The sequence below is a fragment of the Pseudomonas taetrolens genome, from assembly GCF_900475285.1.
In the GTDB taxonomy this organism is placed as follows: domain Bacteria; phylum Pseudomonadota; class Gammaproteobacteria; order Pseudomonadales; family Pseudomonadaceae; genus Aquipseudomonas; species Aquipseudomonas taetrolens.
Genome location: NZ_LS483370.1, coordinates 4,814,958 through 4,828,306, shown reverse-complemented (window position 1 = coordinate 4,828,306; position 13,349 = coordinate 4,814,958). Strand labels below are relative to the sequence as shown.

The window sequence follows — 13,349 nt, the reverse complement described above, 5'->3', positions numbered from 1 at the left end:
GCCGCAGCGGGAGCCGCAAGGCTCCCGCTTGCTAACCTGATAGGTGTTACATGGCAGGCGCAAAAGAGATTCGCAGTAAGATTGCGAGCATCAAAAGCACGCAAAAAATTACCAGCGCCATGGAAAAAGTGGCGGTCAGCAAAATGCGCAAGGCACAAATGCGCATGGCTGCTAGCCGTCCTTATGCGGAGCGTATTCGCCAGGTTATTGGGCATTTGGCCAACGCCAACCCGGAATACCGCCACCCATTCATGATCGACCGCGAAGTTAAGCGTGCTGGTTATGTGGTTGTGAGCAGTGACCGTGGTTTGTGTGGTGGTTTGAATACCAACCTGTTCAAGGCCCTGGTCAAGGACATGGCGGTAAACCGCGATAACGGCGTCGAGATTGATCTGTGCGTTGTTGGTAGCAAGGGTGCGGCCTTTTTCCGCAACTTCGGCGGTAACGTCGTTGCAGCTATCAGCCACCTGGGTGAAGAACCGTCGATCAATGACTTGATCGGCAGCGTCAAGGTGATGCTGGATGCTTACCTGGAAGGCCGTATTGACCGCCTGTCCGTGGTATCCAACAAGTTCATCAACACCATGACGCAACAGCCTACCGTGGAGCAGTTGATTCCATTGGTGGCGACCGCGGATCAAGAACTCAAGCACCACTGGGACTACCTCTACGAACCAGACGCCAAAGAGCTGCTTGACGGCTTGATGGTGCGCTACGTGGAGTCGCAGGTGTACCAGGCGGTGGTCGAGAACAACGCGGCTGAACAAGCTGCGCGGATGATCGCAATGAAGAACGCTACCGACAACGCCGGTGATTTGATCAGCGATTTGCAGCTGATCTACAACAAGGCGCGTCAGGCTGCGATCACCCAAGAGATCTCGGAAATCGTCGGCGGCGCTGCCGCGGTTTAACGGTTCAAATATTCAGAGGATCCAGCTATGAGTAGCGGACGTATCGTTCAAATCATCGGCGCCGTGATCGACGTGGAATTTCCACGCGACAGCGTACCGAGCATCTACAACGCGCTTAAAGTACAAGGCGCGGAAACTACTCTGGAAGTTCAGCAACAGCTGGGCGACGGCGTAGTTCGTACCATTGCGATGGGTTCTACCGAAGGCTTGAAGCGCGGTCTGGACGTACTCGACACGGGTGCTGCCATCTCCGTACCAGTCGGTAAAGCGACCCTGGGCCGGATCATGGACGTTCTGGGCAACCCGATCGACGAAGCTGGTCCGATCGACACTGACGAGCGTTGGGGTATTCACCGCGCTGCGCCATCGTTCGCAGACCAGGCAGGCGGCAACGACCTGCTGGAAACCGGCATCAAGGTTATCGACCTGGTTTGCCCGTTTGCCAAGGGTGGTAAAGTTGGTCTGTTCGGTGGTGCCGGTGTAGGCAAAACCGTAAACATGATGGAACTGATCCGTAACATCGCCATCGAGCACAGCGGTTATTCCGTGTTCGCGGGTGTGGGCGAGCGTACCCGTGAGGGTAACGACTTCTACCACGAGATGAAGGACTCCAACGTTCTGGACAAAGTGGCACTGGTTTACGGTCAGATGAACGAGCCGCCGGGTAACCGTCTGCGCGTGGCACTGACTGGCCTGACCATGGCCGAGAAGTTCCGTGACGAAGGTAACGACGTTCTGTTGTTCGTTGACAACATCTATCGTTACACCTTGGCCGGTACTGAAGTATCCGCACTGCTGGGCCGTATGCCTTCCGCAGTAGGTTACCAGCCTACCCTGGCTGAAGAGATGGGCGTTCTGCAAGAACGTATCACTTCGACCAAGGAAGGTTCGATCACTTCGATCCAAGCGGTATACGTACCTGCGGATGACTTGACCGACCCGTCGCCAGCGACCACCTTCGCCCACTTGGACGCCACCGTTGTACTGTCTCGTGACATCGCCTCCCTGGGTATCTACCCAGCGGTCGATCCACTGGACTCGACTTCGCGCCAGCTGGACCCGAACGTAATCGGCCAGGAACACTACGACACCGCTCGCGGCGTTCAGTACGTGTTGCAGCGTTACAAAGAACTGAAGGACATCATTGCGATCCTGGGTATGGACGAGCTGTCGGAAACCGACAAGCAGTTGGTATCTCGCGCTCGTAAGATCCAGCGTTTCTTGTCTCAGCCGTTCTTCGTGGCTGAAGTCTTCACTGGCGCTTCGGGTAAATACGTTTCCCTGAAAGACACCATTGCTGGCTTCAAAGGCATCCTCAACGGTGACTACGACCACCTGCCAGAACAAGCGTTCTACATGGTCGGCGGCATCGAAGAAGCGATCGAGAAAGCCAAAAAACTGTAATCCCGGCGCCCGGCAACGGGCGCTAATCAGGTTGAGGCAAGCAGATGGCTATGACAGTCCATTGCGATATCGTCAGCGCGGAAGGAGAAATTTTCTCCGGTCTGGTTGAGATGGTGATTGCACACGGCAGCCTGGGTGATCTTGGTATCGCTCTGGGTCACGCTCCGCTGATCACTGAACTCAAGCCAGGTCCAATCCGCCTGATCAAACAGGGTGGGGAAGCCGAGGTGTTTTACATCTCCGGTGGTTACCTCGAGGTTCAGCCGAACATGGTCAAGGTTCTTGCCGACACTGTGCAACGTGCTGCCGACCTGGATGAAGCCTCCGCTCAGGAAGCCGTTAAGGCTGCTGAGAAGGCCCTGAATGAAAAAGGCGCAGATTTCGATTACGGATCTGCTGCTGCACGTCTGGCCGAGGCCGCAGCTCAGCTGCGCACCGTCCAGCAAATCCGCAAGAAGTTCGGCGGCTAAGCTGTCTGCTTCATTGTGTGATTGATTAAAAAGGGTAGCCTCGGCTACCCTTTTTCTTTTTCCGCGAAATACTTTTTGGTCACAGTCGCTGACCACCCAGGATTGGTAGCCAGTCATGTCTCTCGATATTGTTATTCTCGCTGCAGGGCAGGGCACCCGGATGCGTTCGGCGCTGCCCAAGGTTCTGCACCCCGTTGCAGGCAACTCCATGCTTGGCCATGTTATCCACAGCGCCCGGCAGCTCAAGCCAACCGGTATTCATGTGGTGATCGGTCACGGTGCCGAATTGGTTCGTGAACGCCTTGCGGCGGATGATCTGAACTTCGTCCTGCAAGACAAGCAATTGGGCACAGGGCATGCCGTTGCACAGGCCCTGCCATTTTTGACTGCTCAGAACGTGCTGATCTTGTACGGCGATGTACCCCTGATCGAAGTCGAGACGCTGCATCGTCTGCTCAAGCAAGTCGGCTCGGAGCAATTGGGGCTGCTGACGGTTAACCTGGAAGATCCAACGGGTTACGGTCGAATTGTGCGAGATGCCAATGGCAAGGTGTGCGCAATCGTTGAGCACAAGGATGCGAGTGAAGCCGAGCGAGCTATCACCGAAGGCAACACTGGCATCCTCGCATTACCGGCCAATCGTCTGGGTGACTGGATGGGCCGGCTGTCGAATAACAATGCCCAGGGCGAGTATTATCTGACAGACGTTATCGCCATGGCGGTCAGCGATGGTCTGGTGGTTGCGACTGAACATCCCCACGACGCAATGGAAGTGCAGGGCGCCAACGACCGTAAACAGCTCTCTGAGCTGGAACGTCACTACCAGCAACGTGAAGCCCGTCGACTGATGGCGCTGGGCGTGACCTTGCGTGATCCGGCGCGTTTCGATGTTCGCGGCGAGGTCACGGTTGGCCGCGATGTGCTGATCGATATCAACGTGATTCTTGAAGGTCGAGTGGTTATCGAGGACGACGTGATCATTGGTCCTAACTGCGTGATCAAAGACAGCACTTTACGCAAGGGGGTCGTGGTTAAAGCCAACAGCCACCTCGATGGTGCTGTTATGGGCGAGGGCAGTGATGCTGGCCCATTTGCCCGCTTGCGCCCCGGCACCGTGCTCGATGCCGGTGCCCATGTGGGTAACTTTGTTGAGCTGAAAAATGCCCACCTCGGTGAGGGTGCCAAATGTGGTCATCTGACGTACCTGGGTGATGCCGAAGTCGGACCGCGTACCAACATTGGTGCGGGGACCATCACCTGTAACTATGATGGCGCCAACAAGTGGAAAACCGTCTTGGGCGCTGATGTTTTCATTGGTTCGAACAACTCGCTGGTTGCTCCTGTGGATATCTCCAATGGTGCAACGACTGCAGCCGGTTCAACGATCAATCAGAATGTGGCCGCTGAGCAACTGGCGGTTGGCCGCGCACGCCAGCGCAACATTGATGGCTGGAAGCGTCCGGTTAAGCTGCCAAAGCCTTGAAGAATGTTATCCACAAGCCAGCAAGCCTTGCTTGTGAGTAATTCAAGTTATCGTATAACTGTTTAAAATCAGTACCTTATATAAAAGCCTTATCCGCTGTCTGTGGATAAGGCTTTTTTGTGTTGTCTCGTTAACTCGTTTGAACGCCCGGTAACACGGCTTTTTATTGAGTTATGCACAGAAAATTATCTCAACAATTTCTTGACGAGAATTTCGAGATAAGGTCTTATTGCTTTCGTTATCTTTCGAAACGAAACTTAAGCACCATGTCGAAACGCAACACGCCTCAACGCAGACACAACATCCTTGCTTTGCTCGCCCAGCAAGGCGAAGTCAGTGTGGATGAGCTGGCCAAACGTTTCGAAACGTCGGAGGTGACGATTCGCAAGGATTTGGCTGCCCTCGAAAGCAACGGATTACTGCTTCGGCGTTATGGGGGAGCAATCAGCATGCCGCAAGAGTTGGTCAGTGATCTTCCTCAGCCTGTTTCCCATTACAAGCAAGCAATTGCTCGTGCGGCAGTTGGACTGATTCGAGAACATGCTCGCATCATTATTGATAGCGGCAGTACGACGGCTGCGATGATTCCACAGTTGGGCCAACAACCTGGCCTGGTGGTAATGACCAACTCTCTGCATGTCGCCAATGCGTTAAGCGAGCTTGAACATGAACCTGTGTTGTTGATGACGGGTGGCACCTGGGATCCCCATTCCGAGTCCTTTCAGGGACAGGTAGCTGAACAGGTGTTGCGCTCATACGACTTTGATCAATTGTTTATCGGCGCTGACGGCATCGATCTGTTGCGCGGTACGACAACTTTTAACGAGTTGTTGGGTCTGAGCCGGGTCATGGCTGATGTCGCGCGTGAAGTAATCGTGATGGTCGAATCCGACAAGATTGGTCGCAAGATACCCAATCTGGAACTGCCATGGAGCAGTGTCCATACCCTTATTACTGATGATCGCTTGCCGATAGAGGCGCGCGAACAGATTCAGGCCCGGGGCATAACACTGTTATGCGCCGCCGTTAGTTAGGAGAACATTATGTGTGGAATCGTAGGCGCAATTGCTGAACGTAATATCACGGCCATTTTGCTCGAAGGCCTGAAACGCCTCGAATACCGGGGCTATGACAGCGCAGGTGTTGCAGTCTTTACTAACAACGGCACGCTAGAGCGCATGCGCCGTAACGGTAAGGTTTCCGAGCTGGAACAAGCGCTGGCCGGTGAGCCTTTGGCGGGCCGTCTGGGTATCGCTCACACTCGCTGGGCAACTCATGGTGCTCCGTGCGAACGCAATGCACACCCGCACTTCTCTGGCTCTGACCTGGCTGTAGTGCACAACGGCATCATTGAAAACCATGAGGCCCTGCGTGAGCAACTCAAAGGGTTGGGTTATGTATTTACCTCTGACACTGATACCGAAGTCATTGCTCACCTGCTCAATCACAAGCTCAAAGACAACAGTGATCTGACCACAGCCCTGAAAGCGACGGTTAAAGAGTTGCACGGTGCTTACGGTTTGGCTGTGATCAGCGCGCAGCAACCGGATCGCTTGGTCGCTGCTCGTAGCGGTAGCCCATTAGTGATTGGTTTGGGGTTGGGTGAAAACTTCCTGGCCTCCGATCAATTGGCACTGCGTCAAGTGACTGACCGTTTCATGTACCTGGAAGAGGGCGACATTGCAGAAATTCGTCGCGACAGCGTGCAGATCTGGGATGTAAATGGCCAGGCTGTTCAGCGTGAATCCGTGCAGTACCGTGATGGTGCCGAAGCTGCTGATAAAGGTGAGTACCGTCACTACATGCTCAAGGAAATCCACGAGCAACCAGCCGTTGTACAACGCACCCTGGAAAACCGTCTCGGTCAGGATCAGGTTCTGGTTCAGTCCTTCGGCCCACAAGCCGCGGAACTGTTTGCCAAAGTACGCAATGTTCAGATCGTTGCCTGTGGCACGAGCTACCATGCCGGGATGGTTGCCCGTTACTGGCTTGAAGCACTGGCGGGCATTCCGTGTCAGGTCGAAGTCGCGAGCGAGTTCCGTTATCGCAAAGTAGTGGTCCAGCCGGACACACTGTTTGTTTCGATCTCGCAATCGGGCGAAACGGCCGACACCCTGGCGGCGCTGCGTAATGCCAAAGAACTGGGCTTCTTGGGTAGCCTGGCGATTTGCAACGTGGGGATCAGTTCCCTGGTGCGTGAATCTGACCTGACACTGCTGACCCAAGCCGGTCGCGAAATTGGCGTCGCCTCGACTAAAGCTTTCACCACTCAGTTGGTTGGTTTGCTGCTGCTGACACTGTCGCTGGGTCAAGTGCGCGGCACCCTGGGAGAGGGCGTCGAAGCTCAATTGGTAGAGGAACTGCGCCGTTTACCTGCGCGCCTTGGCGAAGCGTTGGCGATGGACGGCATCATTGAAAAAGTTGCCGAACTGTTTGCCGACAAGCATCACACCTTGTTCCTTGGCCGCGGTGCTCAGTTCCCGGTAGCAATGGAAGGAGCACTGAAGCTCAAAGAAATTTCGTACATCCACGCAGAAGCTTACCCGGCGGGTGAGCTGAAGCATGGTCCGCTGGCGCTGGTTGATAACGACATGCCAGTGGTGACGGTTGCACCTAACAATGAATTGCTGGAAAAGCTTAAATCCAACCTGCAGGAAGTCCGTGCTCGTGGCGGTGAACTGGTCGTGTTTGCGGATGAGCAGGCAGGCATGGTCAATGGCGACGGGACGCATGTGATCAACATGCCGCATATTCATGATGTGCTGGCCCCGATCCTTTACACCATCCCGCTGCAACTGCTGTCTTACTACGTTGCAGTGCTTAAAGGTACCGACGTAGACCAGCCGCGTAACCTGGCTAAATCCGTTACCGTGGAGTAATCCTCCGGTACCATTCAGCGTTGGATTAAGTTAATCAAAACGGTCGCAGGAGCCGGGCAGGACTGTCCTGCCGCCTCCTGCCCTTGACCCTCCAACGGGCCGCATCAGGCACGCAAAGCGAGGCCCCGTCCTTTGGGGGATCCTCGCGCCTGATGGACAAACATTGAGCAGAAGTCAATTACAGGTGGAAATCGCCTGCAGCCTCCGGCTGGTAAAGCACTTTCCTGATCTCAATCCGTCGGGTCCGATCAGAAATTCGCCAGTTGATGGCGTCCCCCTCCTGATAGCCCAGGATGGCGGCTCCGATTTCGGAGTCCACGGAATGCTTCCCCGCGTTGCTGTCCGCATCTTCAGGGTAGACCAAGGCCACTTCGATCTCTTCGTCGTCCAGCTGCAGCAAGGCTCTGGAGTTCATCGTGACGACATTGCACGCCACCTGCTGCGGCTTGACGACAACGGCTCGCTCAAGCTCATGTTCGAGTTCAACAACGGCCGGGCCTTGCTCGAGCGCGATTAGGCTCTCAAGCCTGGCCTTGTCGATTTCAGTGATGTAGATCCTGGTGGAGTCGTTAACGGCACCTTCGCGCAAGAACTGGCGATAGCGCCCCGCCGTCATGGACAATGATTTCAATGTCGGCGTTTCGCTCTCGAGCAAAAAGCCGCTGCGCAGAAAGGCCTTCAGCGAACGTGCGTTATCCGGGTGGATCTTGGCGATGAGCTTCTCGGCGCGCATGTCGAGGAATGCCAGTTTCATGCCTTCGCGGATTGTGCGGGCGCCAAGGTTCCGGCCCCATTTGTCGCTGTCTCCGATGACCAGGACTATCTCGCAATGTGAGCCGGTCTTGATTAGACGGACAAAGCCCACCGGGGCGTCATGCCGGTCATAAGCCATGAAGAACCGGCCGCCCCGGTTGAATAGATGGGTCAGGATCGGTAATTGAGTCCGATCGATGGCTTGCCCGATGGAGCGGGAGACATGACGCGAATCGCTCAGATAGCAGGTGACGCGCTCATCCTCCAACCAATCCATCAGCTTCAGCGCGTGCGCCCGAGTAATTTCTGGACACAGCGAAATGAAAGGCTTGTTCATCTTCACCACAATTATTTGTAAAGGATGAAAGCCTGTCATGGCTATGACCATGATGGTTCTTTCGGCAACTGGCTATTTTAAGACATATCGCGGACGTATTTCGACTCGACCCGCACTTGTTCTGCGGGTCGAGTCGTTTTTGCCCCCTGATATTGGCCAAGGCTAATCCGAACGCGGCTATACAAGGCGCTGGCTTTATCGCAAGGTGAGTGCGGTCATGAGCTGAAAAGGAACATTCAGTTCAGTGCTTGGCCGAGTCTCGTTCCTTAACTGAGGCGTTTGTATGTTTAAAAATTTATTTAAACCCGCCCGGAAAAGCGCGGTTTTTTTGCTCTCATGTCTGGCGGCTTCCGTAGCCAGCGCTGTGGATAAAAATGCTTATCCGGATGCTGCTGCCAGTGATCCGGCAAAAATGGGCTGGATGGTGGGTGCTCCGCCACCGCCCGATCGTATTATTCGTTTCGCCGACGGCAGTTATTTCAATTTTCCTGCCATGCGCTGGAGCGTTTCAAATTTCCGTCAATTGATGCCCACCACGAATGTGTCCCGGGGGTTAGGGGCGCCAGTTCCGTTGGTGCGAGCATTACGAGCCGATATCGATAAATTGAGTTTTGTGCCGTTGGGCGCCAAGCAACCGATGACCTGGGAACAATCGCTGGCGGCGAATTACACCGATGGCATCGTGGTGTTGCATCGCGGAAAAATTGTTTACGAACGCTACTTCGGTGTCCTGACTCCGGAAGGGCAGCACGGTGCCATGTCTGTCACTAAATCAGTGGTCGGCACTTTGGGCGCCATGTTGGTGGCGGATGGCACGCTGGATGCGAATAAAAAAGTCGCGGACTATGTACCGGAGTTGGCGGCGTCTGCCTTTGGTAGTGCCACGTTGCGTCAGGTACTGGATATGACCACCGGGCTCAAATACAGCGAAGACTATTCCGATCCGAATGCAGAGGTCTGGCAACACGCTCAAGCCGGCAGCCCGTTGCCAAAACCAAAGGACTACACCGGACCGCGCAGTTACATGGAGTTTTTATTGACGGTGAAACCGTTAGGTGAACATGGCAAAGCATTCGCTTATAAAACCGTAAATACCGATGTGCTGGGCTGGGTGATCGCACGAGTGACCGGGCGCAATGTGGCGCAATTACTGTCTGAAAAAATCTGGCAGCGCATCGGTGCAGAACAGGATGCCTATTTCACTGTTGATTCAATCGGTACGCCATTCGCCGGTGGTGGGTTGAATACGGGTCTACGGGATTTGGCACGCTTTGGCGAAATGATCCGTAATGAGGGCCAATACCTTGCTCAGCAAATCGTTCCCAAAGCGGTTGTGGAAGACATACGCAGCGGCGGTGATAAAGACGCCTTTGCCAAGGCTGGATACGACCTGCTCAAGGGTGGCAGTTACCGAAACATGTGGTGGGTCACTCACAATGCGGACGGCGCCTTCATGGCACGTGGAGTGTATGGTCAGCGCATCTACATCGACCCCAAAGCCGAGATGGTCATTGTGCGTTATGCCTCCAATCCGATTGCCAGCAACTCAGCAAATGATCCGGTGACTATTCCTGCGTTCGAGGCTTTGGCCAAACAGTTGATTCATCGCCCATGATGAAACATGCGATCAGCCGCTGAGCTGATCGCATTGACTCTCCGTAACACCTCCGCGCTCAGACGTTTGCCCTCGGAATCGAGAAGCTGAAAGTTTCGGTTAATCGTCTACCCTATCTATAGCTTCGATGCCTGAATGAGGGAGGACCCACTGATGCTCGCGCAATTGCCACCAGCCTTACAAAAACTTCAGCTTCCATTACGTCTAAAGCTTTGGGATGGGCATGAATTTAATTTTGGCCCTGCACCCAGTGTCACGATTGTGGTCAAGGATCCACAGCTTGTGGCTGAGTTTACACATCCGAGCCTCGGACTATTGGGCAGTGCATTCGTTGAAGGACGCCTTGAGCTTGAAGGCTCCATCAGCGAAGTGGTTCGTGTATGTGATGAGTTAAGCCAGGCGCTCGTGGACGATGATGAAGGGTCTGTTTCCCCTACGCGGATCTATCACGACAAGGCCACGGATGCCGCATCCATTTCATATCATTACGACCTGTCCAATGACTTCTATCAGCTGTGGCTCGACCGTGACATGGCCTATTCCTGTGGCTATTTCGAAACCGGTGAAGAGAGCCTTGATGATGCACAACAAGCCAAATTTCGCCTGCTGTGCCGCAAGCTGAGATTAAAACCAGGTGAGTATCTGCTGGATGTTGGTTGTGGTTGGGGTGGGTTGGCGCGTTTTGCCGCGCGGGAGTTTGGGGTCAAGGTATTCGGCATTACTTTAAGCAAAGAACAGCTGACCTTGGCCCGGGAGCGTGTCAACGCCGAAGGCCTGCAAGACAAGGTTGAATTGCAACTGTTGGACTATCGTGATTTACCACAGGATGGTCGATTCGACAAAATCGTCAGCGTGGGTATGTTTGAGCACGTTGGGCATGCGAACCTTCGTGAGTACTGTGAAATCCTGTTCAAGGCTGTTCGGGAAGGTGGTTTGGTGATGAATCACGGCATCACCGCCAAACATACGGATGGGCGCCCGGTGGGACGTGGTGCCGGAGATTTCATCGAGCGCTATGTGTTCCCCAATGGGGAGTTGCCACACCTTTCAATGATCACCGCGCAGATCAGTGAAGCGGGGCTGGAAGTAGTCGATGTCGAAAGCTTGCGCCTGCATTACGCGCGCACCCTGGAACATTGGAGCCAGCGCCTGGAAAACAACCTTGAGGCTGCCGCCAAGCAAGTACCCGAACAAACCTTGCGTATTTGGCGGTTGTACCTCGCGGGCTGTGCCTATGCATTCGCACGCGGCTGGATCAACATCGATCAGATTCTGGCGACCAAACCATTCGCTGACGGCTCGCTTGAGTTGCCGCGTACCCGGCGTGATATTTACAGCTGAGTATTATTGCGAAAGACAAAAGGCCGTGCCGCTAAGAGCGACACGGCCTTTTTTACAGGACCGGCGAAACCAGGCGTGCCACGCGCATCCCCAGTTGTTGCAAGCGGTGGGTCGCCTTGATATCGGCTTCGGTGATTTCCAGTGACAGGGCGAAGTCGTCGAGCAACATGTGTTCGACCTGTTTGGCAAACGCTCCGTCGACAGTGAGCAGCATCACTTCAAAGTTGAGACGGAAAGATCGGTTATCCATGTTGGCACTGCCAATGGCGCTGATTTCATCATCGATCAACACTACTTTTTGATGCAAGAAGCCGGGTTGATAACGAAAGATTCGCACGCCGGCACGCACGGCTTCAAAGGCATACAGGCTGGAAGCTGCGTAAACAATCTTATGGTCTGGTCGGGAAGGAATGAGGATTCGTACATCAACCCCACGCAATACGGCGAGTCTTAGTGCTGCAAAGACTGCTTCATCGGGAACAAAGTAAGGGCTTGTGATCCATACCCTGTGATTGGCGGCATGGATGGCTTCGACGAAAAACAGTGAACAGGTTTCATATGAGTCTGCCGGGCCGCTTGCGAGGAACTGACATAGCACGCCACCCTCTGGATAGCTTTGCGGCAGAATCAGCGGCGGGAGTTTGCGTGAGGCCCAGAACCAGTCTTCAGCAAAGGATTCTTGCAGGCACGCGACCACTGGACCGCAAACGTCGACGTGAGTATCACGCCACGGCGACAACGGAGGTTTGGCTCCCAGGTACTCATCACCCACATTGTGCCCGCCGACAAATCCACGGACACCATCCACCACGACCACTTTCCGATGATTACGGAAGTTGATCTGAAACCGACTGATCCAGCCGGCACGGGTTGCAAATGCATGTGCCTGAACACCCCCCGCGCGCAAGGTCTCAGCATAGGACTTGGGCAGGGAGTGGCTGCCAATACTGTCGTACAGCAAATACACGGCAACACCTTCGGCAGCTTTCTCTAGAAGTAAGGCATGTAACTTCATGCCTAACTCATCGTCATGCACGATAAAAAACTGCACCAGAACCACTTCTTTGGCCGCGCGAATCGCTTTGAAAATGGCATCGAAGGTTTCGGTGCCATTGATCAATAAGCGTACCGTATTGTTCGCCAGGCAAGGCATGCGTCCCAACTTCGGCATGGCTCGCAGAGAGGTGTAGGCTTTTGAGTTGCGAGCGGCGAGCGCTTCCTCAACCCAGGGTCTCCAGTTCATGTCCGCAATGGCTTCACGCATTTCTTGGTTGGCTACGCGCCGGGCACGAATGTAATCATCGTACGAACTGCGACCGAAGATGAGATAGGGGATAAGGGTTAAGTAAGGAATAAAAAATAGCGACATCGCCCAAGCGATCGACCCCTGCGCCGTTCTGACGGTTAAAACCGCATGCAATGCGGCAATTAAGCCTAAGCTGTGAATCAATAAAATAAGGTAGCCAATAATGTGTGGGGCTAGATATTCCATGCGTATCCTTGCTCCTGAAGGGTCCTGCGTTGAGTACTGACAGACCAGGTCTGTTTGTGATGTCCCTTTTAATTGTTGTGCAACGCCCATCTATTTTTGACGTCTAACACGGACACTTTCGAAGGAGTTACTTGATGAATGTTCGTCTTCTTGGGCTATTCATAGCCTGCGGTTTATCGATCCCCTTGGCCCAAGCACAAGTGCTGCAACCAGGACTTTGGGAGCTGACTTCCAGCAACATGCAAGTCGATGGTCAGCAGCTTCCAGATCTGCAGGTAATGTTAGGCCAGTTGCAGAATATGCTAACTCCGGAACAAAAAGCTCAATTGGAAAGCCAAGGGCTCACCATGGGCGGTAAAGGTGTTCGAGTGTGCCTGACACCTGACCAAGTGAAATCTGAAGAGGTTCCGCTGACTGATCCTAAGTCAGGTTGTAACCAACAGATCACTGAGCGTAGTGGAAATCAGTGGAAATTTCGCTTTAGTTGTCCAAAAGCTCAGGGCGATGGTGTGGCCACCTTCCTCAGTGATCGTGAGTTCACCACTCAGGTGAACGGCACTTTCAATGCTACGGGCATCCAGCAGAAAGGCAGCATGGATACCCGCGCTGTGTGGCTGGGACAAAACTGTGGAACCGTCAAACCACGCGCTTGACCAATTAACCT

11 protein-coding genes are annotated in these 13,349 nt (G+C 54.1%); 9 read left to right on the top strand and 2 right to left on the bottom strand.

The annotated features are described in order from the left end of the window. Positions 1 to 50: 50 nt before the first annotated feature. From atpG to glmS, 6 genes are all read left to right on the top strand, one after another. Complete coding sequence (gene atpG / locus DQN55_RS22150) at positions 51 to 911, top strand: F0F1 ATP synthase subunit gamma (RefSeq protein ID WP_048381556.1); 861 nt, start codon at positions 51 to 53, stop codon at positions 909 to 911. Between the two features lie 27 nt (positions 912 to 938). Beyond that, positions 939 to 2,315 carry a F0F1 ATP synthase subunit beta gene (gene atpD, locus DQN55_RS22145; protein WP_048381557.1) on the top strand — a complete coding sequence of 459 codons (1,377 nt, stop codon included), beginning with the start codon at positions 939 to 941 and terminating at the stop codon, positions 2,313 to 2,315. Between the two features lie 44 nt (positions 2,316 to 2,359). Continuing rightward, positions 2,360 to 2,785 (top strand): F0F1 ATP synthase subunit epsilon, encoded by a 426-nt coding sequence (locus tag DQN55_RS22140; RefSeq protein ID WP_048381559.1) that lies wholly within the window; start codon positions 2,360 to 2,362, stop codon positions 2,783 to 2,785. A 115-nt stretch (positions 2,786 to 2,900) separates the two neighbouring features. Next, positions 2,901 to 4,268, top strand: coding sequence for a bifunctional UDP-N-acetylglucosamine diphosphorylase/glucosamine-1-phosphate N-acetyltransferase GlmU (gene glmU, locus DQN55_RS22135; protein ID WP_048381564.1), 1,368 nt, complete (start codon positions 2,901 to 2,903; stop codon positions 4,266 to 4,268). A gap of 266 nt (positions 4,269 to 4,534) precedes the next feature. Then, complete coding sequence (locus DQN55_RS22130; protein ID WP_048381566.1) at positions 4,535 to 5,302, top strand: DeoR/GlpR family DNA-binding transcription regulator; 768 nt, start codon at positions 4,535 to 4,537, stop codon at positions 5,300 to 5,302. 9 nt (positions 5,303 to 5,311) lie between these two features. Then, positions 5,312 to 7,147: a glutamine--fructose-6-phosphate transaminase (isomerizing) gene (gene glmS / locus DQN55_RS22125; RefSeq protein WP_048381568.1), complete on the top strand. Its 1,836-nt coding sequence runs from the start codon at positions 5,312 to 5,314 to the stop codon at positions 7,145 to 7,147. A 178-nt stretch (positions 7,148 to 7,325) separates the two neighbouring features. Here the strand turns inward: glmS and DQN55_RS22120 are convergent, their stop codons facing one another. Next, a complete protein-coding gene (locus DQN55_RS22120; RefSeq protein ID WP_048381572.1) occupies positions 7,326 to 8,288 on the bottom strand; it encodes a bifunctional GNAT family N-acetyltransferase/nucleoside diphosphate kinase regulator in 963 nt (320 codons plus the stop codon). A gap of 232 nt (positions 8,289 to 8,520) precedes the next feature. Here DQN55_RS22120 and DQN55_RS22115 point away from each other — a divergent pair, with 232 nt between their 5' ends. Both DQN55_RS22115 and cfaB read left to right on the top strand, forming a co-directional pair. Continuing rightward, positions 8,521 to 9,852, top strand: coding sequence for a serine hydrolase domain-containing protein (locus DQN55_RS22115; RefSeq protein ID WP_048381574.1), 1,332 nt, complete (start codon positions 8,521 to 8,523; stop codon positions 9,850 to 9,852). A 153-nt stretch (positions 9,853 to 10,005) separates the two neighbouring features. After that, positions 10,006 to 11,193, top strand: coding sequence for a C17 cyclopropane fatty acid synthase CfaB (gene cfaB, locus DQN55_RS22110; protein WP_048381576.1), 1,188 nt, complete (start codon positions 10,006 to 10,008; stop codon positions 11,191 to 11,193). A gap of 52 nt (positions 11,194 to 11,245) precedes the next feature. On the opposite strand, the gene cls is transcribed toward cfaB, so the two are convergent. Then, positions 11,246 to 12,685 (bottom strand): cardiolipin synthase, encoded by a 1,440-nt coding sequence (gene cls / locus DQN55_RS22105; RefSeq protein WP_048381577.1) that lies wholly within the window; start codon positions 12,683 to 12,685, stop codon positions 11,246 to 11,248. A gap of 134 nt (positions 12,686 to 12,819) precedes the next feature. On the opposite strand from cls, the gene DQN55_RS22100 reads away from it, so the two are divergent. Beyond that, on the top strand, positions 12,820 to 13,338 hold the full coding sequence (locus DQN55_RS22100) for a DUF3617 domain-containing protein (protein ID WP_048381579.1): 519 nt from the start codon (positions 12,820 to 12,822) through the stop codon (positions 13,336 to 13,338). Positions 13,339 to 13,349: the final 11 nt, after the last annotated feature.